Origin of the sequence: Cryobacterium sp. TMT1-2-2, from assembly GCF_004403505.1 — a bacterium.
GTDB classification, from domain to species: Bacteria; Actinomycetota; Actinomycetes; order Actinomycetales; family Microbacteriaceae; genus Cryobacterium; species Cryobacterium flavum.
Window position 1 is genome coordinate 163,911 of record NZ_SOGS01000006.1, and the last position, 25,089, is coordinate 188,999.

Genomic DNA, 25,089 nt, shown 5'->3' on the forward strand with positions numbered 1-25,089 from the left:
CATGTGTTTCGTCTCACCCCTCAGGTTCAGTATCCCGCACTTCGAGCGGTATTCCTCTCCTACCCCGAGGGGGTAGACGAAGCGGTCTGAAACGAGTAAATTCTATGACGACGAATCGACAACGACCCGATGTGGCACGCTCGGCGTAGAGTTGGCTGCGTGCACTCACGGGCCGTCCGCGAACGCGGCAATACAACGAAGCGGCACCGGCTGCATCCGGCGCAAGTCGTCGTTTCGGGCTTCGCCCTGACCATTCTCGGTGGTACGGCGCTGCTGATGCTGCCCAACGCCAAGGTCGGACCGGGCGGGGCCTCGTTTCTCGAGGCGCTGTTCACCGCGACGAGCGCGGTCTGCGTCACCGGGCTGACCGTCGTTGATACCGCGGTGTACTGGACGCCGTTCGGTCAGATCGTCATTCTGCTGCTGATTCAGATCGGCGGGTTCGGGATCATGTCGTTCGCCTCGGTGGTGGGTCTGGCGATCGCCCGCAAGCTCTCCCTCCGATCGCGCATCACGGCGGCTGCCGAAACCAAAAGCGTCGGGCTCGAAGACGTGAAGGGGCTCGTCTTCGGCGTCGTACGCATCTCACTCGCGATTGAACTCACCGTGGCCGTAGTGCTCGCGCTGCGGTTCATGCTTGGCTATGGCGAGCCCGTGGGTCGGGCCATCTGGCTGGGCGTGTTCCACTCGGTGTCGAGCTTCAATAACGCCGGCTTCGCCCTGTTCAGCGACAATCTCATGGGCTACGCAACGGATGCCTGGATCTGCCTGCCGATCTGCGCCGCCGTTATTCTCGGTGGCCTTGGCTTTCCGGTGATCGTGCAGTTGACGCGGCAGCTGCGCACGCGTCCGTTCAGCTGGTCCATTCGCACCTGGACCATGAACACCCGCATCGTCCTCGCCGGCACGATTGCACTGCTCGTTCTCGGAACGGTATACATAACCGCGGTTGAATGGTCGAATCCGAATACGCTCGGTCCGCTGGACTGGTCGGGCAAGTTACTGGCCGGCTTCTTTCAGTCGGTGCAGACTCGTACTGCGGGATTCAACAGCGTCGACATTGGCCAGCTGGACTCCGCGAGCCTGCTCGGCATGGACATTCTAATGTTGGTCGGTGGGGGCCCGGCCGGAACCGCTGGCGGGATCAAGATCACGACCTTCGCCGTGCTGTTCTTCATTCTGTGGACCGAGGTGCGCGGCCAGGTAGCCGTGAACGTGTTCGGCAAGCGGCTCTCGCGGGCGGTGCACCGGGAGGCCATCACGATCGCCCTGCTCGCCGTCGGCGTCATCATCGCCGCCACCGCGGCACTCATGCTCATGACCGATATCTCCCTCGATGCGCTGCTGTTCGAGACCATCAGCGCCTTCGCAACCGTGGGACTGTCCACCGGCATTACTGCGGGGTTGCCGTGGGAGGGGCAGATCATTTTGATTCTGCTCATGTTCATCGGTCGGCTCGGACCCATCACCTTCGCCTCGGCCATTGCTTTGCGCGAGCGGCGTTCTACCTATGAGTACCCCAAAGAAAGGCCGATCATTGGCTAAATATTCGATGTTCGGGCATCGCGACCCTTCCCGCCTCGCCGAGGCTGAGTCGGTCGTCGTCATCGGGCTGGGCCGGTTCGGCAGCGCCCTGGCCCTCGAGCTCATGAAGAGCGGCACCGAGGTGCTCGGCATCGACGGCGACGAAGAGGTCGTGCAGTTGCACAACCGCCTGCTCACCCACGTGGTGCGCGCCGATTCGACCAAGGAGGCGACCCTGCGGGAGCTCTCAGTGCCGGACTTCTCCAGCGTGGTCGTGGCGATCGGCGGCGACATCCAGGCGAATATTCTCACCGCCTCACTGCTGCTCAAGCTGGGCATTCCCAACATCTGGGCCAAGGCGGTCAGTGACCCGCACGGGGAGATCCTCACCCAGCTCGGCGTCAACCACGTCATCTACCCGGAGAAAGACATGGGGCAGCGGGTCGCCCACCTGGTGCGCGGCGCTATGCAGGACTACATCGAGATCGGCGAGAACTTCGCGCTGGTCAAGACAGCGCCGCCGCGCGCGCTGATCGGCGTGCCCCTCGGCCAGGCCAAGGTACGGGCCCGCTACGGCATCACCGTCACGGCGTTTCACCGGCCCGGCGCGGGCTGGAGCTACACCTCGCTCGACACCGTGATCGAAGACGGCGACATCATTCTCATCGCCGGCGAATCGGCGCGGGTCGAAGAGTACAGCCTCATGCGATGACCTCCCCCTTCGCCTTTCTAGCGGATGCCCCGCTCGGCACCAGGGTCGTCGTGCGCACCCGCATCCCGGGTGGTTATACCGACGCGCTGGGCTTTCTGCGCGGCCGAGGCGCGGCATCCGTTTCGGTGGAAACCAAGCGCGGGCTGGTCACGCTCGCCATGGTCGACGTCGTGGCGGCCAAAGAGGTGCCGCCGGCGCCCGAGCCGCGCGGGAGGCGGGGCGGCCCGGGTTAGAGAACGATGCGCAGCGGTTTCTCGAGCAGCTGGGTCAGGTCGCGCAGGAACGCGGCGGCGACGGCTCCGTCGAGTACCCGGTGGTCTACGGTGAGGGTGATCTTCACCGTGGGCACCGACACAAGCACGCCGTCACGAACGGCGGGAACGTCACTGGCCGCACCGATAGCCAGAATTCCGGCCTCCGGCGGGTTGAGTACGGCGGTGAACGAATCGATCCCGAACATGCCGAGGTTGCTGATCGTAAAGGTGCCGCCCGACATTTGAGCCAGCGACAGGCCGCCGGTGCGGGCGAGGCCGGCCAGGGCGCGGGTTTCGACGGCGATGGCGGCGAGCGACTTCTGGTCGGCGTCGGCGACGACCGGCACCAGCAGGCCGTCATCGGTCGCGACCGCCACGCCGACGTTGACGTGGTTGTGGCGCAGGATGACGCCGTCGCCCCAGGATGCGTTCACCTCGGGGTGTGCGCGGAGCGCGACCGCGCTGGCCCGCACGAACAGGTCGTTCAGGCTGACCTTGGTGCCGAGCGCGGCGAGTGATTCGTTCACCTCGGCGCGGAACGCGACCAGGCGTGCCACATCGACGACGCTGGTGAGGAAGAAGTGCGGCACGGCCTGGCTCTCGGTGAGCCGGCGGGCCGTGACGGCGCGAATGCGGCTGACCGGCACGGAGACCGAGTCCGCCGACACGGCGGCTGGGGCTGGTGCTGCGGCTGGCGCTTCGACGGGAGCGACCGGTGCCGTCGAAGCGGATGCTGCGGCCTCCTGCGCGACGATGGCCGTGTCGACGTCGGTGCGAGTGATGCGGCCCTGCGGCCCGGTGCCGGCGATAGTGTGCAGGTCGATGCCGTGCTCGCGGCCGATCTTGCGGGCCAGCGGCGACGTGCGCAGCTCGCCGGTTGACACCGGGGCAGCGGGCGCTGCCGGGGCGGGCGTTGCCGACGCGGGTGCCACGACGGCGGGCGTTGCCGCAGCGGTAACGGCGGCGGCGGGCGTTGCCGCAGCCGCGGCATCCGCTACCGGCGCGGCGGGCGTCGTTGCGCCCTCGACGATGTTGCTGCCGTCACCGATACGGGCGACGGGTGCCCCGATGGGCACGAGCGCGCCGGCGACGACGAGCAGCTGCTCGAGAATGCCGTTATCGAAGGCTTCGAGGTCCATGGTGGCCTTGTCGGTCTCGATCTCGGCGAGTACGTCGCCCTTGTGGATCTCGTCGCCGACCTGCTTCATCCAGCGGCTGAGTTCGCCCTCCTCCATGGTGTCGGAGAGGCGGGGCATGATGACGTCGGGCATGGCCGGCTCCTACTTGTCGTTGGGGGTAGATGAAATGTTGAGGACCTCTCGCACGACCTTGGCAAGGTCGGCTGCGCTGGGCAGCGCGGCCTTCTCGAGGGCTTTGGCGTAGGGCAACGGCACCTCGGCGGCGGCGACGCGACGCACGGGGGCGTCGAGAAAATCGAACACGCCCTCGCTGATGGTCGCCGAGATCTCGGCGCCGATGCCGTAGCTGAGCCAGTCGTCTTCGAAGACCACGGCGTGGCCGGTTTTGCGAACGGAGGCGCAGATGGTGTCGCGGTCCAGCGGACGCAGACTGCGCAGGTCGACGACCTCGATCGAGAGGCCCTCGGCTTCGAGTTGATGCGCCACTTCGAGGGCGGTCGTAGTGCCACGCGAGTAGCTCACGATGGTGAGGTCCGTGCCGGTCTTAACGACCGCGGCCTTGCCGATTTCGGCGACCTGTTCGCCGTCAGGCACTTCGCCCTTGGCGCTGTACAGCGAGAGGTTCTCCAGAAAGATCACCGGGTCGTCGTCGCGAATCGCCGCGGTCAGCAGCGCCTTCGCGTCGGCCGGGGTCGACGGGGCGACCACCTTGAGCCCGGGAATGTGCGCGTACCAGACCTCGAGGTTTTGCGAGTGGGTCGCGGCCAGCTGCTGGCCGCCGCCGCCGGGCATGCGAATCACCAGCGGAATGGAGACCTGACCGGCGAACATCGAGCGCATCTTGGCGGCATGGTTCACGATCTGATCGATCGCGATGAGGCTGAAGTTGATGGTCATAATCTCGACCACCGGCCGCATGCCGAGCATCGCGGCGCCGAGGGCTGCTCCCACGAATCCCTCTTCGGCGATCGGGGCGTCGAGCACCCGCTCGGGTCCGAAGTCTTCGAGCAGCCCGGCGGTGATCTTGTAGGACCCCTCGAACACCCCGATCTCTTCGCCGACCAGAAAGACCTTCTCATCGCGTTCGAGCTCGGCTCGCAGCGTCTCGTTGAGGGCCTGGCGGTAGGTGATCGTGCGGGTTGTTGACTCTACGTTGGTATTCACAGTGCGTCCATAACGGGTTCTCCGGGCAAAGCGGATGGCGCATTCGCCACCGGGGTTGCGTAAACATATTTGAACAGGTCGGCCACGTCGGGTTCAGGGCTCTCGTCGGCGAAAACGACCGCCTCGGAGACGCGCAGGTCGGCGGCCTCGTCGATAGCGGCGGCATCCGCTTCAGTGAGCACGCCGGAAGCGATCAGTTCGGCGCGAAAGCTCGGTACCGGGTCGGACTGCTGGGCGATCGTCGTGTCTTCGGGCGAGCGGTAGCGGGCCGGATCGACCACGGAATGGCCGCGCAGCCGGTAGCACATGACCTCGAGCAGCACCGGCTGGCGCTGCTCGCGGGCCTGCTTGAGGGCGTCTCGGGCGGCGTCGCGCACCGCGAGCACGTCGTCGCCGTCGACCCGAATGCCGGGCATACGGTACGACGCGCCGCGCTTGTACAGCTCGGGTTCAGCGGATGCCTTCTCCACCGTCGTTCCCATGCCGAGGCCGTTGTTGACGATCACGTAGACGATCGGCAGCTTCCACAGGCCGGCCAGGTTGAGCGATTCGTGGAACGCGCCGATGTTGGTGGTGCCATCGCCGAGCAGGCACATTACCGCCGCAGCGTCGGGCCCTGCCGTTTCCTGGGTTTTCAAGGCGAGAGCCGCGCCGGTGGCCGGTGGAAGCTGCCCGCCGACAATGCCGTAGCCGCCGAACAGGCGCGTTTCTTCGTCGAACAGGTGCATCGAGCCGCCGCGTCCGCCGGAGACGCCGGTGACCTTGCCGAACAGCTCGGCCATGACGCGTTCGGGGGCAAGGCCGCGGAGCAGCGCATAGCCGTGGTCGCGGTATCCGGTGAACAGGTAGTCACGGGCCTCGATGGCAGCCATCAGGCCGACCACGGTGGCTTCTTCGCCGAGGTTCAGGTGGCAGTAACCGCCGATCTTGGCCCGGGCGTACATCTCGCTGGAGCGCAGCTCGAAGGCCCGCACCAGCGACATCCGTTCGTAATAGTCACGCAGGGTGTCAGCGGGTTCACCACCCGTTGACTCGACTACTGCCTTCGGTCGCGTGCGGGCTTTTGCCGCCATGTGGTCCCACTTCCTGCGTGTTTCGTTTGTTAAGACTATTACTTTGTGCTGAATAGTTTCCTTTCTAAGCGGTCAGCGGAAGGATCTACGGGAGAGTTGGGGTGAATTCGCGAATTCTGCGGCTGCCCAAAATGGGGGCACATAATGGAGTCATGGCCGCCCAACCCCCGAGTTACAAAACGCTCGCCAGTCTGAGCCGCATGAACCTGCTCTACCAGCTGCATAGCCGCGGAACGATGACCGTGAACGACCTCGCCGAAGCCGCTGGCCTGCACCCCAACACCGCCCGCGAACACCTCGACCGGCTGATCAACGACGGGTTCGTCACCTGTGCGCCCGAAGCTCGTGACAGCAAGGGTCGCCCGAAGGTGCTCTACAGCGCTGCCGGCGGGGTCAGCACCGAGCTCGGGTCTATTCGCGCTCGCAAGATCGAGGCCGCGCAGGAGCGCGCCGACCAGCTGCGACGGATGCTGCCCCTTCTGCCCGTAGGCCAGAGCGCGTTGGCCGGTTGCTCCGGTCCGGCCGCCCAGCGGCAACTCGATGCCCTCGACGACCATCTCGACCAGGCCGGCTTCGACGCGAGCGTCGCCGCAAGCGGCGAACAGCTCAACCTGCGCGACTGCCCGTACTCCGAGATGGTCAAGGACCACCCGGAGGTCTGCGGAGTGCACTATCGCCTGATCCAGGGCGTGCTCGAACAGGCCGACGGCCCGCTGCGCGCGATCGGCCTGAACCTCATCGACGCCCCACACCTCTGCGTGATCGACGTTGCTCCCCTCCCCGCTGAACGCGAGAGCGCAAAAAGTGCCCGATTGGACACCTCAAACGGGCACTTTTTGCGCTCTCGCGAACCGGGGTAAAACATTATTACCGGTGGTTTGCGGTTGTCGGCCTCGAAGGCAGCGGCTTAGCTCGTTCTGAGGGTGAGTGCCACTGCGGCATTCCCCGGCAGGCAAGGGGCAGCCGTGAAAACGCGCACAGGAACAACCAGCACCACCAGCAAGCCCGGCACCGACGGCCCGGTCGCCGACTCGCTGCTGAAGCTCGGCCGTTTTCTGCGCAGCTCAGAAACCAGCGAAGACCTGCGCAGCGTGTTCAAGACCGGCGGTCGCGCCGCCGACGCGTTCTACCGTGACCGCTGGACCCATGACAAAGAGGTGCGCTCGACCCACGGTGTGAACTGCACCGGCAGCTGTTCCTGGAAGGTGTACGTCAAGGACGGCATCATCACCTGGGAAACCCAGCAGACCGACTACCCGAGCGTTGGCCCCGATTCACCCGAGTACGAACCGCGCGGCTGCCCCCGCGGCGCCGCGTTCAGCTGGTACACCTACTCACCCACCCGGGTGCGCTACCCCTACGTGCGCGGCGTACTGCTGAACCTCTACCGCGAGGCCAAGGCTCGCCTCGGCGACCCGGTGCTGGCCTGGGCCGAGATCACCGGTAACCCAGACACCGCCCGCCAGTACAAGAGCGCCCGCGGCCAGGGCGGCCTCGTGCGCGCCAGTTGGGACGAAGCGGCCGAGATCGTCGCCGCCGCCCACGTGCACACCATCAAGCAGTACGGGCCAGACCGGGTCGTCGGGTTCAGCCCGATTCCGGCCATGTCGATCGTGTCGCAGGGCGTCGGCAACCGGTTCATCTCGCTGCTCGGCGGCACCATGCTCTCGTTCTACGACTGGTACGCCGATCTGCCGGTGGCCAGTCCGCAGGTGTTCGGCGACCAGACCGACGTGCCGGAATCGGCCGACTGGTGGAACTCCAGCTACCTCATCATGTGGGGTAGCAACGTTCCCGTCACCCGCACCCCCGACGCACACTTTATGGTCGAGGCCCGCTACCGTGGCCAGAAGGTCATCACGGTTTCGCCGGACTACGCCGATAACTCCAAGTTCGCCGACGAGTGGCTGGCCGTGCACCCCGGCACCGACGGCGCCCTCGCCCTGGCCATGGGCCACGTCATTCTGAAAGAGTTCCTGGTCGATCGCCGCACCCCGCGTTTCGGCGAGTACATGAAAAAGTTCAGCGACTCGTCCTACCTGATCGCCCTCACCCCGCGCCAGGATGCCTGGGTTCCCGGCAAATTTCTGACGGCCGACGCGCTGCCCGGAACCGACGCATCCGTTTCGAGCGCCGCTTTCAAAACCGTCATGCTCGACGAGAACGGTGAGGCTTTCGTGCCGAACGGTTCGATCGGCCACCGGTTCAGCGAGGCCGACAAAGGCAAGTGGAACCTCGACCTCGAGGGTCGCGACCCGCTGCTCTCCATAGCGGATGCCCCGGACTACGACGGTGCATCCGTCGCGATCGACCTGCCCCGCTTCGACATCACGCCGGGTGCTGACAGCGTCGGTGAGCGCCACGCCGGTGCCGCCGGCATCGTGCGCCGTGGCGTGCCCGTGCGCGAGGTCGCCGGTGTGCTCGTGACGACCGTGTTCGACCTGCTTCTCGCGCAGTATGGCGTCGGCCGCGACGGCTTGCCAGGCGAATGGCCAACGGGCTACGACGACGCCTCCACGCCAGGCACCCCGGCCTGGCAGGAGGAGATCACCTCCGTGCCGTGGCAGGCCGCCGCGCGCATCGGCCGTGAATTCGCGCAGAACGCCGAGGACTCCGAGGGGCGTTCGATGATTCTGATGGGCGCCGGTACCAACCACTGGTTCCACTCCGACACCATCTACCGCGCCTTTCTCGCGCTCACCACCATGACCGGCTGCCAGGGCGTGAACGGCGGCGGCTGGGCCCACTACGTCGGCCAGGAAAAGGTGCGCCCGCTCACCGGCTACGGCCAGTACGCCTTCGGTCTGGACTGGGTGCGCCCGCCACGCCAGATGATCGGCACCGGCTTCTTCTACCTCGCCACCGACCAGTGGCGCTACGACGGCCTGAGCGCCGACACCCTCGCGAGCCCGCTCGGCGCCGGGATATTCAAGGGACGCACCACCGCGGACACCATGGTCGAATCGGCCAAGCGCGGCTGGATGCCGAGCTACCCCACCTTCAACCGCAACTCGCTCGACCTCGTCGACGACGCCGCGGCCGCGGGCGTAGAGCCCGCCGAATACGTCGTCGACTCGCTGAAGGACGGCTCGCTCGAGTTCTCCTGTGAAGACCCCGACGCGCCCGAAAACTTTCCGCGGGTGCTCGTGGTGTGGCGGGCCAACGTGCTCGGCTCCTCGGGCAAGGGCAACGAGTATTTTCTCAAGCACCTGCTCGGCGCGCCCTCCGCGGTGCGCGCCGTCGAATCCATGCCGGCTCGCCGCCCGAAGACCATGAAATGGCACGAAAGCGCGCCGGAGGGCAAGCTCGACCTGATGGTCACGAGCGACTTCCGCATGACTTCGACGACTATTTACAGCGACGTGGTGTTGCCGCCGGCCACCTGGTACGAGAAGAACGATCTCTCGACGACGGACATGCATCCGTTTATTCACTCGTTCAACCCGGCGATCGCGCCTCCGTGGCAGGCCAAGACCGACTTCGACATCTTTCACGTGCTTGCCGCGAAGATCTCAGAGATGTCGGTGAAGCACCTCGGTAAGCGCAAGGACCTCGTCGCGGCGCCGCTGCAACACGACACCCCCGACGGCATGGCCACCCCGCACGGCACCGTGCGCAGCGACCAGCCGCTCATTCCCGGGGTCACCATGCCCAAGCTCGTCGTCGTGGAACGCGACTACCCGGCGTTCGCCGCACAGCTCGGCGCGCTCGGGCCACTCACCGAAAAGCTCGGAATGGTCACCAAGGGCGTGAAATTCAACCCCGACGTGGAGGTCACCTACCTCGGCAAGAAGAACGGTCTGGTGCCGAGCGGACCCGCCGCCGGCCGCCCGCGCCTGTCGACGGCGATTCACGCCTGCGAAATGGTGCTTGCTCTCTCTGGCACCACCAACGGTCGCCTCGGCACGCAGGGTTTTCGGCAGCTCGAGGAACGCACCGGCGTCAAGCTGGCCCAACTGGCCAGCGACAACGAGGGCCGCCGCTTCAGCTACCCGGATGTTCAGGGCGCGCCGGTTCCGGTGCTCACCTCTCCGGAATGGTCGGGCTCAGAGCACGGTGGTCGCCGCTACAGCGCCTTTACCATCAACGTCGAGCACCTGAAGCCCTGGCACACCCTCACCGGCCGCCAGCACTTCTACCTCGACCACGACTGGATGATCGAGCTCGGCGAGCAGCTGCCCATCTTCCGGCCGCCGCTCGACATGCACCGCCTGTTCGACGACTCGATCGTCGGCGCGACCAGCGTCTCCAGCGCCGGGGCGACAGGCTCTGCCGGTCATGCCGAGGTTGCCGTGCGCTACCTGACGCCGCACTCGAAGTGGTCCATCCACTCCGAATACCAGGACAACCTGCTCATGCTCTCGCTCTCCCGCGGCGGCCCGACCATCTGGATGAGCCCGCAGGACGCCGACAAGATCGGCGTGCGCGACAACGAATGGATCGAGTCGTACAACCGCAACGGTGTCGTCGTGGCGCGGGCTATCGTGTCGCACCGCATGCCGGAGGGGACGGTGTACATGTACCACGCGAAGGATCGCACCATCAACGTGCCGGTCGCCGAAACCAGCGGTATGCGCGGCGGAACCAACAACTCGCTCACGCGCATCCTCTTGAAACCGTCTCATCTGATCGGCGGCTACGCCCAGCTGTCGTTCGCCTTCAACTACCTCGGACCCACCGGGAACCAACGCGACGAGGTCACCGTGATTCGTCGTCGCAGCCAGAAAGTGGACTACTAATGCGTGTCATGGCCCAGATGTCGATGATCATGAACCTCGACAAGTGCATCGGGTGTCACACCTGCTCCGTCACCTGCAAGCAGGTGTGGACCAACCGCACTGGCGTCGAGTACGCCTGGTTCAACAACGTGGAGACGCGGCCCGGCATCGGCTACCCGCGCGAATACGAAAACCAGGAGAAGTGGAAGGGCGGCTGGGTGCTGGGTAGGCGCGGCCGGCTGCAGCTGAAGGCCGGCGGGCGGCTGAAGAAGCTCTCGCAGATCTTCAACAACCCCAACCTGCCGCAGATCGACGACTACTACGAGCCGTGGACCTACGACTACGACATGCTCACCACAGCCCCGGCCGGCACGCAAAGCCCGGTCGCACGCCCGAAGTCGCTCCTGACCGGCCAGAACATGGACATCAAGTGGTCGGGCAACTGGGACGACAACCTCGGCGGCTCGCAGGAAACGGCCGCCCAAGACCCCATTCTCGCCACGATGAGCGAGCACGTGAAGATGGAGTTCGAAGAGACCTTCATGTTCTACCTGCCGCGCATCTGCGAGCACTGCCTGAACCCCGCCTGCGTTGCGGCCTGCCCCTCCGGTGCCATGTACAAGCGTGAAGAAGATGGCATCGTGCTCGTGGACGAAGACGGATGCCGCGGCTGGCGCATGTGCGTCAGCGCCTGCCCCTATAAAAAGGTGTACTTCAATCACAAAACGGGCAAGGCCGAGAAGTGCACGCTCTGCTACCCGTTGATCGAGCAGGGCAAGCCCACCATCTGCTCCGAAACCTGTGTCGGACGTCTGCGTTATCTGGGCCTCATGCTCTACGACGCCGATGCTGTACTCGCAGCAGCCTCGATCGAAAACGATCAGGACCTGCTCGATGCGCAGCGTGCCTGCTTTCTCGACCCGTTCGACCCCGAGGTCATCGCCGCAGCCAAGGCGGAGGGCATGGCCGACGACTGGATCGAAGCGGCTCAGAACAGCCCCATCTTCAAGCTCATCTCCGAGTACGAGATCGCGCTGCCGCTGCACCCGGAATACCGCACCATGCCGATGGTCTGGTACATCCCGCCGCTCTCGCCGGTCGTCGACGTGGTCAGCAACTCCGGCAGCGACGGCGAAGACGCCCGCACCCTGTTCGCCGCGATCGACAAACTGCGCATTCCGGTGGAATACCTCGCCGGACTGTTCTCGGCCGGCGACGTCGTTCCGGTCGAACTGTCACTGCGCAAGCTCGCCGCGATGCGGGCGTATATGCGCGACCTCAACCTCGGCAACGAGCCCGACGAGCGCATCCCGAACGCGGTCGGAATGACCGGGGAGAGCATCCAGGCCATGTATCGCCTGCTCGCGATCGCCAAGTACGAAGACCGCTACGTCATTCCGAAGGCGCACGTGGAGACCGCGCGGGAGCTCGAAGAACTCGGCTGCTCGCTCGACACCGACGGCGGCCCCGGCATGGGCGGGCCGGGAGCTGCCGGGCACTCGGGCCCCTACGGCAACACCGTCGGCATGCCGCTTGGCGCCACGGTCGACAACTACAACGAGATGACCGGCCGCGCCAGCCCGACCGCGCCGACCACTCCGGGCCGGGTCAACCTGCTCAACTGGAACGGCGGTGGGGTGCCCAAGGGCATGTTCCCGCCGGTAGCGGATGCCGGGAGTGCGGCATGAGCACCGCCACCCGTCTCCCCGCGGCACTCGCTGCGCGGGTGAACTTCGGCTTTCGGGCGCCGAAGATGGCCCCGCGGTTCATCGCCGCCGTGCCGTTGACGGCGGATCAGGGGGTCATCGCGCACATGGCGGCCTCGATTCTGCTGGACTATCCCACTCCAAAGCGGCAGCGGCAGTTTTCACTGGTGCGTTCAGGCGTTGTTGGCCTGCCCGACCCACTGCGGGCCGCGTTCGATGCGTTCTTCACGGGGATCGCCGGCTGGAATGAGCAGCAGCTCGAGACGCACTTCACCGCGACCTTCGACCTGAAACGCAAATGCTGCCCGTACCTCACCTACTACGCAGCCGGCGATACCCGTCGCCGCGGCATGGCGCTGGTGCGGTTCGTGGAGGCCTATCGGGCGGCCGGCTGGCAGGTTGACGCCGACGAACTGCCCGACTACCTGCCGATGGTGCTTGAGTTCTCGGCGCTGTCGGATTCGCCGATCGCGCAGGAACTGCTCTCAGCACACCGCGACGGCATCGAGGTGCTGCGCTCCGCCCTGGAGAAGTTCGACAGCCCCTACGCCCACCTGGTGGAGGCGGTGTGCCTGTCGCTGCCGATGATCGACGACGAGACTCGCGAACGCTATCTCAATCTGGTCAATGAAGGGCCGCCGACCGAGACGGTCGGCATGACCTACCTGGGCAATCTGAAACCGTTTTCCGCGCACGCAAACGAAGATGTCAGCCGATGACCGCCTGGGATTACCTGCTCTGGGTCGCTTTTCCCTACGCCGCAACGGGCGTGTTCGTGGTCGGCCACCTGCTGCGCTACCGCTACGACCAGTTCGGCTGGACCTCGCGGTCGAGCCAGACCTACGAGAACCGCCTGCTGCGCTGGGGCTCGCCCATGTTCCACTACGGCATTCTCATGGTGATCGGCGGGCACGTCGTTGGCCTGTTCATTCCCAAGCCGTGGCTGGAATTCTTCGGTGTGACCGAACACATGTATCACCTCGGTGCCACGTGGCTGGGCAGCTTCGCGGCCGTGCTCACCGTTGCTGGGCTCGCCATTTTGATCTACCGACGCCGCCTGACCAAGCGGGTGCTGCTGGTCACGACGGTGATGGACAAGGTCATGTACGTGTTCCTGGCCAGCACGATCACCTTCGGCACGACGGCCACCGTGCTGTACCAAATCTTCGGTGGGGGCTACGACTACCGAGGGTCGATCTCACCCTGGATTCGTTCGCTGTACAGCCTGCAGCCCGATCCGTCGCTCATGAGTGATGTACCGTTCTTCTTTCAGCTGCACGTGCTCACGGCGACCGCTCTGTTTCTGCTCTGGCCATTCACCCGGCTGGTGCACGTGTTCTCGGCGCCGCTCGGCTACCTCGTGCGCCCCTACGTGGTGTACCGTTCCCGCGACAACCCTCGTGGCGCCGGTTCGCGAGCACCACGTCGCGGCTGGGAGAAAAGCGAGCGCCCGCTGGAGCGCTCTAGAAAGTAGTCTCAGTTCATGGTGCGGATCAAGAGAGCGTATGAGGCGGCATCCGCTTCCGATGGATGTCGGGTGCTGGTTGATCGACTCTGGCCGCGCGGTGTCTCCAAGGAGAGCGCCGACCTTGATGAGTGGTTGAAAGAGGTCGCACCGTCACCGGCGCTCCGCACCTGGTGGAAGCACGACCCGAAGCGCATGGACGAGTTCGCCGTGCGCTACCGCGCTGAACTAGACGGCAATACCGAGACCCAGGCGGCCGTCGTGCAGCTTCGCGCGCTCGCCGCGGCCGGCGTGACGACCTTGATCTACGGAGCCAAGGACCCGCGGGTGAACCATGCGCGGGTGCTCGCCGAATACCTGCAGGAGAAGTAGACACACGAGGTCACATTCCGCTGGAAGGAATACTGGGCCCCGTTCCAGCCTTGGGGATAAAGGCGTCTGCACGCGGCGGTGGAATCTCAAGGGGCTCCCGTCTCGCGGGACCGGGGGCGTCAGTGTGACTCACGAATGACAATAGAAAGTGTCGAACCAGTGACTTCAGTAGTTCCCGTCAGTACCCGCGGCAGCAGATTTCCCAAATGGGTGCGCTCGTTCGGCGTTCAGATCATCGCTGCTCTCATCATCGGTCTGGGCCTCGGACTCGTGGCGAAATACACCGGCAGTACCGAGGCGAATCCCAACGGTCTCGGTGCGACCCTGAAAATTATCGGGTCGAGCTACGTCTCGCTGCTGCAGGCTGCCGTCGTACCGCTCATCTTCACGGCCGTGGTCAGTTCCATTGCGAACCTGCGCGAAGTGTCGAACGCGGCGAAGCTGGCCTGGAACACGCTTCTCTGGTTTGCTATCACCGCGCTGATTGCGGTTCTGATCGGCATCGGGCTGGGCGTTCTGGTGCGACCGGGAGCAGGAACGGGCATCACCGAGAATGCCGAATACACCGGCAAGACCGGGGACTGGTGGGCATTTTTGACCGGGCTCTTCCCGAAGAACTTCCTCGGACTCGGCGCCAATACCTCCGTCGTTGATGGCGTCGCGAGCACCACCGTCAACTTCAACGTGTTACAGATTCTCGTCATCGCCATCGTGGTGGGCATTGCCGCGTTGAAGGTGGGTAAAGCTGCCGAACCATTCCTGAATCTCAATGCGTCAGCCCTCGCGGTCATTCAAAAGGTGCTGTGGTGGATTATTCGCATCGCGCCGCTCGGCACGATCGGCCTGATCGGTAATGCCGTCGCGGTCTACGGCTGGGACACCATGGGATCGCTCGGCAAGTTCGCAGTCACCATCTACATTGGCCTGATCCTGGTGCTGTTCGTGGTCTACCCGGTGCTGATCAAGTCTCACGGTCTGTCCGTCAAGCAGTACTACTCCGGTGTCTGGCCGGCCGTTCAGCTGGGCTTCGTGTCGCGCTCATCCATCGGTACCCTTCCGCTGACGCAGCGCGTCACGGAGCGCAGCATGGGCGTACCGCGCGGATATGCATCCTTTGCTGTTCCGCTGGGAGCGACGACCAAGATGGATGGTTGCGCGGCTATCTACCCCGCCGTCGCCGCCATCTTTGTGGCACAGTTCTTCGGAATTCAGCTGGACTTCACCCAGTACCTTCTTATCGTTTTGGTCTCCGTATTGGGTTCTGCCGCCACGGCCGGCACCACTGGCGCCGTCGTCATGCTGACGCTGACCCTGTCAACGCTGGGTCTGCCGTTGGCCGGGGTTGGCCTTCTGCTGGCCATCGATCCGCTCATCGACATGGGTCGCACCGCCGTGAACGTGGCGGGACAGGCCCTCGTGCCCACGATCGTGGCCAAGCGCCAGGGCATCCTCGACGAGACGCTGTACAACGCCCCGCGAACCTCGCAGCCCTTTACGGACGATTCGGACGTCTCCATCGAATCGACGCCGACTGAGCGGGCTGAAGCTCGGGTCTAGCTCACCCGCGCTGGGTGGGGACCGAGGGGGCGCAAATCGATCTATAACCGGCCGTAAAAGGTCGATTTGCGCCCCCTCACGGCTGGTGCGTGGGCATCCGCTTGCCGCCGTCGTGAGCCAGGGCCGCTAGACCTGGTCGAGGGGGATCGACTCGTCGGCGAGGCGAGCAGGATCGACCGGCTCGTCCCGACGAATCAGAGCCTGAACGGTGTCATTGACGTCCCAGACGTTGACGTTCATGCCTGCGACGACGCGGCCGGCCTGCTGCCAGAACACGATGAACTCGCGGGAATCCCGGTTGCCGCGGTAGACCAGCTCGGCGCCGTCGGCCAATATGCCGAATCCGGAATATTCCATGCCGAGGTCGAACTGGTCGGTGTAGAAGTAGGGAATGGCATCGAACGAAACGCTCTGGCCGAGCATGGCTCGGGCCGCAGCCGAACCGCCGTTCAGGGCGTTCGCCCAGTGCTCACTGCGCAGTCGCGCTTTGATGAGCGGATGCTCCGCGTTGGCCACATCGCCCGCCGCAAAGACGTGGGGATCGCTGGTTTTCAGGCTCGCGCTGACCAGGATTCCATTGTCGACCGCGAGCCCGGCCTTCTGGGCAAGTTCGACGTTTGGAACCGCACCGATGCCCACCAGAACGAGGTCGGCCGGCACGGTTTCGCCGCCAGCCAGGAGCACTCCGGTCACCCGGCCATCCGTTCCGACCAGGCCGTCGACGGTCACGGAGCGGCGGATGACCACTCCGTTGCGCTCGTGCAGGCTCGCGAACATATCGCCGAGCTCGTCGCCGAGCGCCGCAGCAAGCGGTACCGGGCCGCGTTCCAGGATGGTGACCTCGTTGCCGAGTGTGCGGGCGGTCGCGGCGACCTCCATGCCGATCCAGCCGGATCCCACGACGACGAGCCGCTTGCCGCCGTCAGCCAGAACGGAGTGCAGCAGGTCGGAGTGGTCGAGGGTGCGCAGGTAGTGCACCCCGCCGAGGTTTGCACCCGGCACCGTCAGGCGTCGCGGCCGGGAGCCGGTGGTCAGGAGCAGTCGGTCGTAGCTCAGTTGCGCGCCGTCGTCGGTGTCGAGCAGGTGCGCGCCGAGGTCGAGGCTCACCGCGCGGGTGCCGGAGTGCAACTGCACCTCATGGTCGGGATACCAACTCGCACTCTGCACGAAGACTGAGTCGCGTTCGGCCGTGCCGGCCAGATAATCCTTCGACAGCGGCGGACGAATATATGGAGGGTGCTCTTCGGCTCCGATCAAGTGAATCTCCCCGTCGAAGCCTTCCTCTCGCAAGGCTCGGGCAGCGCTGGCCCCCGCAAGCGCTGCTCCCACGATGACAAAAATCTGCTGGCCCGCCATGACTGGTCCTTCCTCGGAGGTGTGCTCTTGACTGTACGAGAGTTTGCCCGCTGGGGCGCGGTGCAATCGTACCCGGGGAACTCAGTCGTGACGCGAGTTGCCGGGTGGAGGACGGTTTGCGCAGGCGGCGGGGAAGCATCCGTCTAAAAGTGGATGCCCCCGGTCACGACGGCGAGACCACGGTGTCGCAGCGCCAGCAGGCCGCGGGGAGCTCGCCGGAAACGTAGGCGCCGCACTCGGGGCAGACTTGCTCAAGCCAGCAGACCGGGTCGCCACCGATCGACTCGTCTTCTCTGGTCATCGTTGACCTCCTCGCTTCAGTATGACCCCCTGCTGGCAGGAAAAAACCCGAAGCCCCCCGCTGGAGGAGAAGGGGACTTCGGGTCGCTGGAGGGAGCGTTAGCTCGGGTTGGGTGCGCCGGGACGCGCGTAGTAGAACCAGGCCAGCCCGGTGCAGAGCACGCAGAACGCGGAGCAGCCGATGAAGAAGGCGGTCGGGCTCATGGCGGTGAGGGCCATGCCCACGATGAAGGGTCCGAATGCGGCGATCGCTGCGGTCCAGCCGATCGCGCCGCCGGCCTGGCGCTTGGGGAAGATCATCGGCATCTGCTTGAACGTTCCGGCGTTGGCCAGTCCGGAGAAGAAGAAGATGATGATCATGCCGGTGAGAAAGCCGTAGAACTCGTCAACACTCGTCGGAGTGAGAAAGAACACCGTGACGATCGTGCCGACCGTCATGCCCGCGCCGCCGATGAACGTGAAGATGGCGCCGCCGAACCGGTCACAGAGCGGGCCGCAGGCCGCGCGCACGAGGGCGCCGACCACCGGGCCGATGAAGGCGAAGGCGAGCGGGTTGGGTGCATCCGGAAAGTCGCCGTAGACGTTGAGAATGATCAGGCCCATCTGCGCGGCCAGGCCGCTGAAGGCGCCGAAACTCATGAGGTAGATGGCGGTCATGATCCAGGTGTGCTTGACCTTGAAGATGTCGAGCTGCTGACGAAAGTTGGCCTTGATCGGCACGCGCTTCAGAAAGAGCAGGGCGAGAATGACCGCGAGGATCACCCAGGGAATGAGCACGAGTCCGCCGTTGTGCAGCCAGACCAGTTCGCCGTTCGAGTCGCTCTCCGGGGTGAGGGTGGCGGTGCCGAGCAGACCGAAACCGACCACCCACGGGGTGAGCAGCTGAATCAGGCCGATGCCGAAGTTGCCGAGGCCCGCCTGCAGACCGAGGGCGGTTCCGGCCAGGCGCTTCGGAAAGAAATAGCTGGTCGAAGCCATAAAACCGGAGAAGCTGCCTCCTCCGATACCGGCCGCGAACGACAGCGCGAGCAGCACCCAGTAAGGGGTGGAGACGTCGCGGGCGACGAGGGTCCAGCCGATCATCGGCAGCAGGAGCAGCGCGCTGGACAGGGCGACGAGCACTCGGGTGCCGAGAATCGGCGGCAAGAACATGAAGACGAGCCGCAGCAGGCCGGCAGCGAGGCCGGGCAGCGCGACGAGCCAGTACAGCTGGCTGGTGCTCAGGTCGAAGCCGATGTCATTTAGCCGCGGGGCGATGGCGCTGACCAGGTACCAGGCCGCGAAGCCGAGGGTCATGCTGAAGGTAGTGATCCACAGGGTGCGCCAGGCGAGATGGGAATCCCACGTTTCCTCGTTCTCCGGATCCCAGTTGGAGAGGTCCGGCTTCAGCGTGGACGTGACGCGTGGGGGTGAGACGGTTGACATGTTTTCCTCGGCTGGTTGTCGGGCAGGCCGCCCGGTTCGCAACCAGCTTGTTCGTTCGGGCTTCAGGGTGCATTGGGCAAACACCGTGACAAATGATTCCAGCGGATGCCGATGGCTGGCGTGCGCCCCGCTGCGACCGCTCGTGGCACTCGTTCGCTCCGTTGGCACGTGTTCAAACCAGTGCCATGTTCCCCAATACGTGCCGTGACCCATCTGCTGGTGCCGCCACCCGTTGATCGAGCGTGCCGAGATCGCCGTCGTCCAATGCGACACTGTCTGCGGTCGCCGGGGGGCGGCATCCGCTCGCCGCGGTACTGTGGAACGGTGAAAACTCAGCTCAAGCTCGGGGCCGAACTCGGGGCCGTCGTGATCACCGTGTCTGATCGCTGTTCGCGCGGCGAACGCGAAGATAGATCAGGCCCGGCCGCCGTCGATGCGCTGGGGGAGGTTGGCATTCCCTGCGGGCCACCGCGCGTAGTGCCCGACGGCATTGAGAGCGTGGCCGGGGCGATCTCGGGCGCGCTCGGCGACGGCGCTCGCCTCGTCGTGACGACCGGCGGCACCGGGGTCTCGTCGCGCGACCTCACCCCCGAGGGCACTGCCACGCTGCTGCACACGATTCTGCCGGGCATCTCCGAGCGGATGCGCGCCGTCAGCGTCGCGACGATCCCTACCGCCGTGCTCTCCCGCGGCATCGCCGGCATCGCCGATTCGGTCGGCAACAACGGCGCGCTGGTCGTGAACCTGCCCGGTTCGGCGGGCGCGGTGCGCGACGGTGTGGCCATTCTCGCGCCGCTGGTGCGGCACGTCATCGATCAGCTCGACGGAGGAGACCACTGATGGGCGCTGGCACCTCGGACCTCTCGGGTAACTCAGATGCGGCAGGGCTCGGCTTCGCCCGGGTGACCGAATCACGCCTAGACGTCAGCGAGCACATTTCGGCCGTATCGGGCCGGTCGCACGGCGCAGTCGTGACCTTCATCGGTCAGGTGCGCGACCACGACCCGGATGCCACCGGCCGCGTCACGGGCCTCGATTACAGCGCGCACCCCGACGCTGAGCGCATTATCGGCGAAATCGCGGAAAGGATGCGGGCGCAGCATCCGCTCGTGGTTTTGGCGGTCAGCCACCGTATCGGACACCTCGACGTCGGCGACCTGGCCCTGGTGGCGGCGGTCGCGAGTGCGCACCGCGGCGTCGCTTTCGCGGCCTGCGAGAGCCTGGTCGAGGCCGTGAAGGCTGAGGTTCCGATCTGGAAGAAGCAGTATGAGGTCGACGGAACGCATTCCTGGGTCGGTTTGTAGCGTTTGTAGCCGGGTGGGTGTGCAGAACTGCGGAGACCTGCGCGAAATCGGCCGATTCAGCGCGCGATCAGGGGCATTCAGCGGAAATCTCCGCGGTTGTGAACGGTGCTCACCCGCCGGCGAAGGGCGGCAGCACGTCGACCGCGTCGGTGGGCGCGAGCGGGACCGCGTCATCCGTGGCGCGCGTACCGTTCACGAGCAGGGAACACAGCCGGAGCACGCGCACGAACTCGCTGCCGTAGCGCTCACCGAGCTCGGCGCGGAGTTCGCCGATCGTGCCAGCCTCGAGCGTGGCCGTCTCCGTCTGGGCGGCTTCGGCAGCTCCGGCGAAGAAGCGCAGGGTCGCCATCACAGTTTTTCGGGTGCCCAGTCGCGGGCGAGTTCGCTCGCGGCGGCGCAGGCGGCTTCAATGTCGGCTCCGGTTCCACCGTTCTTCGCGGCGGCGAGCCCGATCAGAAAAGTGCTGAGCGGTGCGGCCGGCCGCGCCACATTGTGGGCGACGTCGCGGGCGACGTCGAGCAGATCGCCGACGGGAACGTCGGCCGGGTCAAGCTGGAGCCGATCGGCGAGTGCCATGAGCCAGCCGTCGAGCGCTTCGGGAGGCAGCGGTGTTGAGCTCATTGGGGGTCACTCCTCGGGTTGGGCTGAATCTCGGTGAGACGTGCGGAACTTCTCTCAACATCCTGCCACGTGTCCACGTCGATTCCGGCTCCGGATTCGTCGAGCAGTCCCTTGAGCTTGAGTCCGGCGAGCAGCTGCCGCATGCTGGCGCCGTCGACGCGGTCGCCCAGGCTTGCCACAGCAGCGCGCAGGGCGGTGCCGCGATAGATTCCGGCGAGCCACTGGGCGTGGCCGCTGCTGTCGATGAGATGCACACCGTCGCACTGCTCCCCGATGCTCTCGAAAGCGGATGCTGCCGCAACCAGCAGGCGCGCGGCATCCGCTCCCCGGGGCAGGTCGCAGGCGAGCACGAGCAGCCAATCGGCCGGTTCGTCGAAATGTTGCTCGCCCTGTGCCCCCTGTGCGGCGAGTCCGGCCGCGATGCCAGCGACCGGTCCGCCATATGGCGGGTCTTCCAGTGCCCAGATGATTGCGGAGTCCGGTGTCGGCGCGGTGGGGGTTTGCGTAGCGGCGGCCCGAGCACTGGGCGGGCCGACCACGATCGTGTGGCGGGCGAGGGGACGGGCGTCGAGCACGCGGGAGAGGAGCGTGCGTCCGGCCACCTCGACCGCCGGCTTGAATGCGCCGCCAAGGCGGGTGCCGCGGCCGCCCGCGAGTACGATCAGGTCGGGTTGTACAGTCATGAGGCTTGGCGAGCGGATGGCCGCGCCCGATACTGGTGCGCGCTACGGTAACCGGCGTCGCGGCCACCCGTTTCGGGCGCGCTCACGGTGGTGGCGGGTGCGGGGCATCCGTTTTGGGCGAAGAAATGCGTCATCAACGCAGGAGCAGACGCCGGCAGAGTCACGCGCGCAGCCAGTCGCCGCTCTTGCCGCCGCTCTTGGCGAGCAGGCGCACGTTCTCGATCGTGACCGATTTGTCGAGGCCCTTGACCATGTCAACCACGGCGAGGGCTGCGACCGAGACGGCGGTGAATGCCTCCATCTCGACACCGGTGCGGTCAGCGGTGCGCACTGTGGCTGTGATGCTCACCCGGTCATCCTCGACGACGAGGTCGACGACGGCGCCGTGCACGCCGATCACGTGGGCGAGGGGGAGCAGGTCGGCGGTCTTCTTGGCGCCCTGGATTCCGGCGATGCGGGCCACGGCGAGCACGTCGCCCTTGGGCGCGGTGCCGTCACGGAGGGCCGCGATCACGGTCGGGCCGCAGCGCACGAAGCCGGCGGCGGTGGCGCTGCGCACGGTGGGAACTTTGTTGGTCACGTCGACCATGCGGGCCTGTCCGGCCGAGTCGAGGTGGGTGAACAGCTGAGCGGGAACGGTCGCGCCGGCCGCGTCGGTGGTGTGCGTCATGATGTCAGCATGACAGTGACGCGGTCGCCGCCGCGAATGTGAGTCGTGTCTTCGGGCACGATGGCGAGTCCGTTGGCCTGCGCCAGGCCGGCGACGAGGTGCGAACCCGACCCTCCGCGGGAGGCTGGGCGTACTTCGGAGCGGATGCTGCCGGTGCTGGCACTCGTGCTCCCCTCGGCGGTGATGACGGCGGGTGCATGCTCGATCACGGTTCGGTGCGTCACGATCACGGGCATGTACTGGGCGCGTCCGGGCGGCGAGTTCCAGCCGTCGGCGACGGTGGCCGTGATCGTGCGGCGGTGCAGGGCCGGGTGGTCTGGTGACGGTTGATCGAGCGACGTGGCTATGGTGCCGACGGTAGGAGCCTCGGTGTCGGTGCGCATGGCCCCGTCGTTCGGTGCGGTCGCCGTTTCGTCTGCTGGGTCGATCGGGTCGGCGAGGCCATGGCCGAGCAGACGCCGCAGCGCCGGCCGCACGAACACCTCGAAGGACACGTACGCGCTCACCGGGTTGCCGGGCAGGGCGAAGATTAGCGGTCCGGGCACATCGCCCGTGGCGGGCCAGCGTCCGAAGCCCTGTGGCTTGCCGGGTTGCATCTTGACCGGGCCGAAATCCACAGTGCCGAGCGGTTTCAGTACGGCTTTGACCACGTCGTACGCTCCGACGCTCACACCGCCGGAGAGCACGATCACGTCGACCGTGCCGGCCAGCTCGGTCAGCAGGGCGCGCAGCACGTCGTCGTCGTCGGGCTCGGCGCCGATCCGCACGGGAATACCGCCGGCCTCAGCGACGGCCGCCGAGAGCAGAAAGGAGTTGGAGTCGGGAATCTGGCCGCGGCGGGTCGGGCTGCCGGGGGTGACGAGTTCGCTTCCGGTGGAGATAACGGCCACGCGCGGAGCGGGGTGCACGAGCACCGAGCTGGTTCCGGCGCTCGCCGCTGCGGCGACCCGGGTGGGCCAGAGCACGCTGCCCGCGCGCAGCACCCGATCGCCCGCGTGGGCGTCTTCGCCGGCACGACGCACGTGAGCTGCGACATTGGGCGCTTGCACGATCGTGACCAGTTCGGTGCCCTGGTCGGTGTCTTCGATCGGTACGACGGCATCCGCTCCGTCGGGAATCGGCGCGCCCGTCATGATGCGCGCCACCTGCCCGGGAACGAGGCGTGGGTTCTCTGCGGTGCCGGCAGCGAGATCGGCGACGACCGGCAGGGTGATCGGATTCTGAGCGGATGCCCCCAGCAGGTCAGCGCGGATGACAGCGTAGCCGTCCATCGCGGAGTTGTCGAACGGAGGCGTGTCGGTCACCGTGAGCACGTCTTCGGCCAGCACCAGCCCGCGGGCGGCGTCGAGCTCGACCCGCACGGGCAGCAGCGGAGCCACGCTGCCGAGCACGACCGCGAGTTGCTCGGAAACGGTGCGCGCGGTCGCGGCGGGGGCACAGGCATCCGCTCGGTCGGGGTGTGCGTGATCGTTCTCTCGATGGCCGGACGTGACCTCGCGTGAATCGGAGGAGCCAGTCGCGTCGGTCGAAGCTGGAGCTTCCGAGGAGGCGGCGTGTCGTTCGTTGTCGGTCACCGCTCAGACCAGGCTGTCGGACTGGCTGGCACTGCCAGCGTCGTCGCGCGCCGAGGCGTGCCGCCCGGCCGGGGCGGGCTCTGGCGCGGCCCAGCGACTACCGAATCCGGGAGCTCGCCCGGCGGTGACGAGGTCATCCCAGGCGAGGATCCCTCCGGTGAACACCGACACATCGGTGAATCCGGCCTCACGCAGGGCGTTCGCGGCCCGCGCTGCCCGACCGCCAGCGTGGCAGTGCACAATCAGCGGCATGTCCGTCGGCAGCGCGGCGCGGCCGCTGGCCGACAGCACGCCGTCCGTCAACAGTTCGCCGAGCGGCAACAGTCGGGCTGTGGGAATCGAGCTTTCAGCGAATTCGCTCGGCTCGCGCACGTCCACGACGAGAAAGTTGTCGGTACCGGCGCCCTGGGCGACGAGGCGGTCGACGAGCTCGACGCTGGTGACCTCGGGGGTGCTGGTCATCGCCACTCGCGCGGCTTCCTCGGCTTGTTCGGCGGCTCGTTCGGCAGCGGTCGGCTCGGCGGCAATGCCGGTCCCGAGCAACGGAATCTCGCTGAACCGGCCCGACAACGCGTCGATCACGAGTACGCGGCCAATCAGCGGCGAGCCGATCCCGGTGATGAGCTTGATGGTTTCGGTCGCCATGAGCGACCCGACCTGGCCACACAGCGCGCCGAGCACACCCGCGTCGGCGCAGTTCGGCACTTCGCCCGCGGCTGGCGGCGTGGGAAACAGATCGCGCAGGTGCACACCGGTCACGCCGGAACCCTCCGGCGGAGTGGCCCAGAACACCGAGAGCTGGGCGTCGAATCGCAAAACGGATGCCCACACCAGCGGCAGCCTGAGCCGCGCGCAGGTGTCGTTCACGAGGAACCGGGTCGGAAAGTTGTCGGTGCCATCGATGACCACGTCGTAGCCGCCGATGATCTCGGCTGCGTTGGCCGCGACGAGGCGTTCGGCGTGCCGAACGACCCTGGTCTCGGGGGCGATCTCAATGATGCGCTCGGCGGCGCTGTCTACCTTCGGGCGGCCGACATCCGCTTGCCCGTGGGCAATTTGGCGCTGCAGGTTGCTGGGTTCCACGTCGTCGCCGTCGACGATGCCGATGGTGCCGACGCCGGCCGCGGCCAGGTAGAGCAGGGCGGGCGAGCCGAGCCCGCCGGCGCCGAGCACGAGCACCCGGGCGTTGGCGAGGCGGCGCTGGCCGAGTTCATTGAGCTGGGGGAGGCGACGCTGCCGGGCAGTACGCGCGGATTCGGACGCGCTGAGCTGATCAATGGGCTCAACAAGGGGAGGAATAGCCATGGCTTAACGCTAGGCGCTGCGGGGCCTCGCGGCCACCCGCATCCGTTCATCGGTGTTCCACCGGCATAACTCCTGCAATTTCTCGAGGCCCGAGCCGACAGGCCCCTGTTTCAGCGGGAGTCGAGAGCGCCGGCGAGCAATGTGCAGGAGTTATGACGGATGCCTCG

At 66.2% G+C, this 25,089-nt stretch carries 24 protein-coding genes; 12 read left to right on the top strand and 12 right to left on the bottom strand.

Going from position 1 to position 25,089, the window contains the following annotated elements; all coding sequences use genetic code 11:
- Positions 1–159: 159 nt before the first annotated feature.
- Genes E3T35_RS04785 through E3T35_RS04795 form a run of 3 tightly spaced genes read left to right on the top strand, consistent with a single transcriptional unit; the run spans position 160 to position 2,469 of the window.
- Positions 160–1,545, top strand: coding sequence for a TrkH family potassium uptake protein (locus E3T35_RS04785; RefSeq protein WP_241988734.1), 1,386 nt, complete (start codon positions 160–162; stop codon positions 1,543–1,545).
- Positions 1,538–2,236, top strand: a complete 699-nt coding sequence (locus E3T35_RS04790) for a TrkA family potassium uptake protein (RefSeq protein ID WP_233197457.1) — start codon at positions 1,538–1,540, stop codon at positions 2,234–2,236. Before E3T35_RS04785 ends, E3T35_RS04790 begins: the two co-directional genes overlap by 8 nt.
- On the top strand, positions 2,233–2,469 hold the full coding sequence (locus E3T35_RS04795) for a ferrous iron transport protein A (RefSeq protein ID WP_134345151.1): 237 nt from the start codon (positions 2,233–2,235) through the stop codon (positions 2,467–2,469). The genes E3T35_RS04790 and E3T35_RS04795 overlap by 4 nt, the downstream gene beginning before the upstream one ends.
- Here E3T35_RS04795 and E3T35_RS04800 read toward each other — a convergent pair.
- The 3 genes from E3T35_RS04800 to pdhA are packed head-to-tail and all read right to left on the bottom strand — an operon-like array spanning position 2,466 to position 5,866.
- Positions 2,466–3,761, bottom strand: coding sequence for a dihydrolipoamide acetyltransferase family protein (locus E3T35_RS04800; RefSeq protein WP_166789831.1), 1,296 nt, complete (start codon positions 3,759–3,761; stop codon positions 2,466–2,468). The two genes, E3T35_RS04795 and E3T35_RS04800, sit on opposite strands and share 4 nt — an antisense overlap.
- Before the next feature lie 9 nt (positions 3,762–3,770).
- Complete coding sequence (locus E3T35_RS04805) at positions 3,771–4,793, bottom strand: alpha-ketoacid dehydrogenase subunit beta (RefSeq protein ID WP_241987765.1); 1,023 nt, start codon at positions 4,791–4,793, stop codon at positions 3,771–3,773.
- Complete coding sequence (pdhA, locus tag E3T35_RS04810; protein WP_092340351.1) at positions 4,790–5,866, bottom strand: pyruvate dehydrogenase (acetyl-transferring) E1 component subunit alpha; 1,077 nt, start codon at positions 5,864–5,866, stop codon at positions 4,790–4,792. Before pdhA ends, E3T35_RS04805 begins: the two co-directional genes overlap by 4 nt.
- Before the next feature lie 152 nt (positions 5,867–6,018).
- Between pdhA and E3T35_RS04815 the strand changes: the two genes are divergently transcribed.
- The 7 genes from E3T35_RS04815 to E3T35_RS04845 all read left to right on the top strand — a co-directional run bounded on the left by E3T35_RS04815 (position 6,019) and on the right by E3T35_RS04845 (position 15,684).
- Positions 6,019–6,726 carry a metalloregulator ArsR/SmtB family transcription factor gene (locus E3T35_RS04815; RefSeq protein WP_166789832.1) on the top strand — a complete coding sequence of 236 codons (708 nt, stop codon included), beginning with the start codon at positions 6,019–6,021 and terminating at the stop codon, positions 6,724–6,726.
- Between the two features lie 105 nt (positions 6,727–6,831).
- On the top strand, positions 6,832–10,605 hold the full coding sequence (locus tag E3T35_RS04820; protein ID WP_134345464.1) for a nitrate reductase subunit alpha: 3,774 nt from the start codon (positions 6,832–6,834) through the stop codon (positions 10,603–10,605).
- Entirely contained in the window at positions 10,605–12,272 is a 1,668-nt protein-coding gene (gene narH, locus E3T35_RS04825; RefSeq protein WP_134345463.1) for a nitrate reductase subunit beta, read from the top strand. The genes E3T35_RS04820 and narH overlap by 1 nt, the downstream gene beginning before the upstream one ends.
- 38 nt (positions 12,273–12,310) lie before the next feature.
- Positions 12,311–13,009, top strand: coding sequence for a nitrate reductase molybdenum cofactor assembly chaperone (narJ, locus tag E3T35_RS04830; RefSeq protein ID WP_241988735.1), 699 nt, complete (start codon positions 12,311–12,313; stop codon positions 13,007–13,009).
- Positions 13,006–13,764 carry a respiratory nitrate reductase subunit gamma gene (narI, locus tag E3T35_RS04835; protein ID WP_134345462.1) on the top strand — a complete coding sequence of 253 codons (759 nt, stop codon included), beginning with the start codon at positions 13,006–13,008 and terminating at the stop codon, positions 13,762–13,764. Before narJ ends, narI begins: the two co-directional genes overlap by 4 nt.
- A 9-nt stretch (positions 13,765–13,773) precedes the next feature.
- Positions 13,774–14,127: a DUF488 domain-containing protein gene (locus E3T35_RS04840; RefSeq protein ID WP_134345461.1), complete on the top strand. Its 354-nt coding sequence runs from the start codon at positions 13,774–13,776 to the stop codon at positions 14,125–14,127.
- Positions 14,128–14,262: 135 nt separating this feature from the next.
- Positions 14,263–15,684 (top strand): dicarboxylate/amino acid:cation symporter, encoded by a 1,422-nt coding sequence (locus E3T35_RS04845; protein ID WP_134345460.1) that lies wholly within the window; start codon positions 14,263–14,265, stop codon positions 15,682–15,684.
- Between the two features lie 126 nt (positions 15,685–15,810).
- Here E3T35_RS04845 and E3T35_RS04850 read toward each other — a convergent pair whose 3' ends face one another.
- From E3T35_RS04850 to E3T35_RS04855, 3 genes are all read right to left on the bottom strand, one after another.
- A complete protein-coding gene (locus E3T35_RS04850) occupies positions 15,811–17,040 on the bottom strand; it encodes an NAD(P)/FAD-dependent oxidoreductase (protein ID WP_134345459.1) in 1,230 nt (409 codons plus the stop codon).
- Between the two features lie 163 nt (positions 17,041–17,203).
- Positions 17,204–17,341 carry a hypothetical protein gene (locus E3T35_RS19150; RefSeq protein WP_166789833.1) on the bottom strand — a complete coding sequence of 46 codons (138 nt, stop codon included), beginning with the start codon at positions 17,339–17,341 and terminating at the stop codon, positions 17,204–17,206.
- Between the two features lie 98 nt (positions 17,342–17,439).
- Positions 17,440–18,765, bottom strand: coding sequence for an MFS transporter (locus tag E3T35_RS04855; protein ID WP_134377995.1), 1,326 nt, complete (start codon positions 18,763–18,765; stop codon positions 17,440–17,442).
- Positions 18,766–19,089: 324 nt separating this feature from the next.
- Here E3T35_RS04855 and E3T35_RS04860 point away from each other — a divergent pair, with 324 nt between their 5' ends.
- Together E3T35_RS04860 and E3T35_RS04865 are read left to right on the top strand one after the other, a co-directional pair.
- Positions 19,090–19,605, top strand: coding sequence for a molybdenum cofactor biosynthesis protein B (locus E3T35_RS04860; protein WP_241987763.1), 516 nt, complete (start codon positions 19,090–19,092; stop codon positions 19,603–19,605).
- Positions 19,605–20,069: a molybdenum cofactor biosynthesis protein MoaE gene (locus tag E3T35_RS04865; protein ID WP_092340341.1), complete on the top strand. Its 465-nt coding sequence runs from the start codon at positions 19,605–19,607 to the stop codon at positions 20,067–20,069. Before E3T35_RS04860 ends, E3T35_RS04865 begins: the two co-directional genes overlap by 1 nt.
- Positions 20,070–20,178: 109 nt before the next feature.
- On the opposite strand, the gene E3T35_RS04870 is transcribed toward E3T35_RS04865, so the two are convergent.
- From E3T35_RS04870 to E3T35_RS04895, 6 genes are all read right to left on the bottom strand, one after another.
- Entirely contained in the window at positions 20,179–20,418 is a 240-nt protein-coding gene (locus E3T35_RS04870; RefSeq protein ID WP_134377997.1) for a MoaD/ThiS family protein, read from the bottom strand.
- Positions 20,418–20,690 (bottom strand): DUF6457 domain-containing protein, encoded by a 273-nt coding sequence (locus E3T35_RS04875; protein ID WP_134377998.1) that lies wholly within the window; start codon positions 20,688–20,690, stop codon positions 20,418–20,420. The genes E3T35_RS04870 and E3T35_RS04875 overlap by 1 nt, the downstream gene beginning before the upstream one ends.
- Positions 20,687–21,373 (bottom strand): molybdenum cofactor guanylyltransferase, encoded by a 687-nt coding sequence (locus E3T35_RS04880; protein ID WP_134377999.1) that lies wholly within the window; start codon positions 21,371–21,373, stop codon positions 20,687–20,689. The genes E3T35_RS04875 and E3T35_RS04880 overlap by 4 nt, the downstream gene beginning before the upstream one ends.
- Before the next feature lie 160 nt (positions 21,374–21,533).
- Entirely contained in the window at positions 21,534–22,043 is a 510-nt protein-coding gene (moaC, locus tag E3T35_RS04885; protein WP_134345454.1) for a cyclic pyranopterin monophosphate synthase MoaC, read from the bottom strand.
- Positions 22,040–23,617: a gephyrin-like molybdotransferase Glp gene (glp, locus tag E3T35_RS04890; protein WP_134378000.1), complete on the bottom strand. Its 1,578-nt coding sequence runs from the start codon at positions 23,615–23,617 to the stop codon at positions 22,040–22,042. The genes moaC and glp overlap by 4 nt, the downstream gene beginning before the upstream one ends.
- A 3-nt stretch (positions 23,618–23,620) precedes the next feature.
- Positions 23,621–24,922 carry a ThiF family adenylyltransferase gene (locus E3T35_RS04895; RefSeq protein WP_134378001.1) on the bottom strand — a complete coding sequence of 434 codons (1,302 nt, stop codon included), beginning with the start codon at positions 24,920–24,922 and terminating at the stop codon, positions 23,621–23,623.
- Positions 24,923–25,089 lie beyond the last annotated feature (167 nt).

Coding starts and splice junctions, on each gene's coding strand:
- E3T35_RS04840 (WP_134345461.1), top strand. CDS start 13,774: ATGGTGCGGATCAAGAGAGCGTATGAGGCGGCATCCGCTTCCGATGGA.
- E3T35_RS04795 (WP_134345151.1), top strand. CDS start 2,233: ATGACCTCCCCCTTCGCCTTTCTAGCGGATGCCCCGCTCGGCACCAGG.
- moaC (WP_134345454.1), bottom strand. CDS start 22,043: ATGACGCACACCACCGACGCGGCCGGCGCGACCGTTCCCGCTCAGCTG.
- narH (WP_134345463.1), top strand. CDS start 10,605: ATGCGTGTCATGGCCCAGATGTCGATGATCATGAACCTCGACAAGTGC.
- E3T35_RS04895 (WP_134378001.1), bottom strand. CDS start 24,922: ATGGCTATTCCTCCCCTTGTTGAGCCCATTGATCAGCTCAGCGCGTCC.
- E3T35_RS04870 (WP_134377997.1), bottom strand. CDS start 20,418: ATGGCGACCCTGCGCTTCTTCGCCGGAGCTGCCGAAGCCGCCCAGACG.
- E3T35_RS04845 (WP_134345460.1), top strand. CDS start 14,263: ATGACAATAGAAAGTGTCGAACCAGTGACTTCAGTAGTTCCCGTCAGT.
- E3T35_RS04815 (WP_166789832.1), top strand. CDS start 6,019: ATGGCCGCCCAACCCCCGAGTTACAAAACGCTCGCCAGTCTGAGCCGC.
- E3T35_RS04855 (WP_134377995.1), bottom strand. CDS start 18,765: ATGTCAACCGTCTCACCCCCACGCGTCACGTCCACGCTGAAGCCGGAC.
- E3T35_RS04880 (WP_134377999.1), bottom strand. CDS start 21,373: ATGACTGTACAACCCGACCTGATCGTACTCGCGGGCGGCCGCGGCACC.
- E3T35_RS19150 (WP_166789833.1), bottom strand. CDS start 17,341: ATGACCAGAGAAGACGAGTCGATCGGTGGCGACCCGGTCTGCTGGCTT.
- E3T35_RS04875 (WP_134377998.1), bottom strand. CDS start 20,690: ATGAGCTCAACACCGCTGCCTCCCGAAGCGCTCGACGGCTGGCTCATG.
- narI (WP_134345462.1), top strand. CDS start 13,006: ATGACCGCCTGGGATTACCTGCTCTGGGTCGCTTTTCCCTACGCCGCA.
- E3T35_RS04850 (WP_134345459.1), bottom strand. CDS start 17,040: ATGGCGGGCCAGCAGATTTTTGTCATCGTGGGAGCAGCGCTTGCGGGG.
- E3T35_RS04865 (WP_092340341.1), top strand. CDS start 19,605: ATGGGCGCTGGCACCTCGGACCTCTCGGGTAACTCAGATGCGGCAGGG.
- pdhA (WP_092340351.1), bottom strand. CDS start 5,866: ATGGCGGCAAAAGCCCGCACGCGACCGAAGGCAGTAGTCGAGTCAACG.
- E3T35_RS04800 (WP_166789831.1), bottom strand. CDS start 3,761: ATGCCCGACGTCATCATGCCCCGCCTCTCCGACACCATGGAGGAGGGC.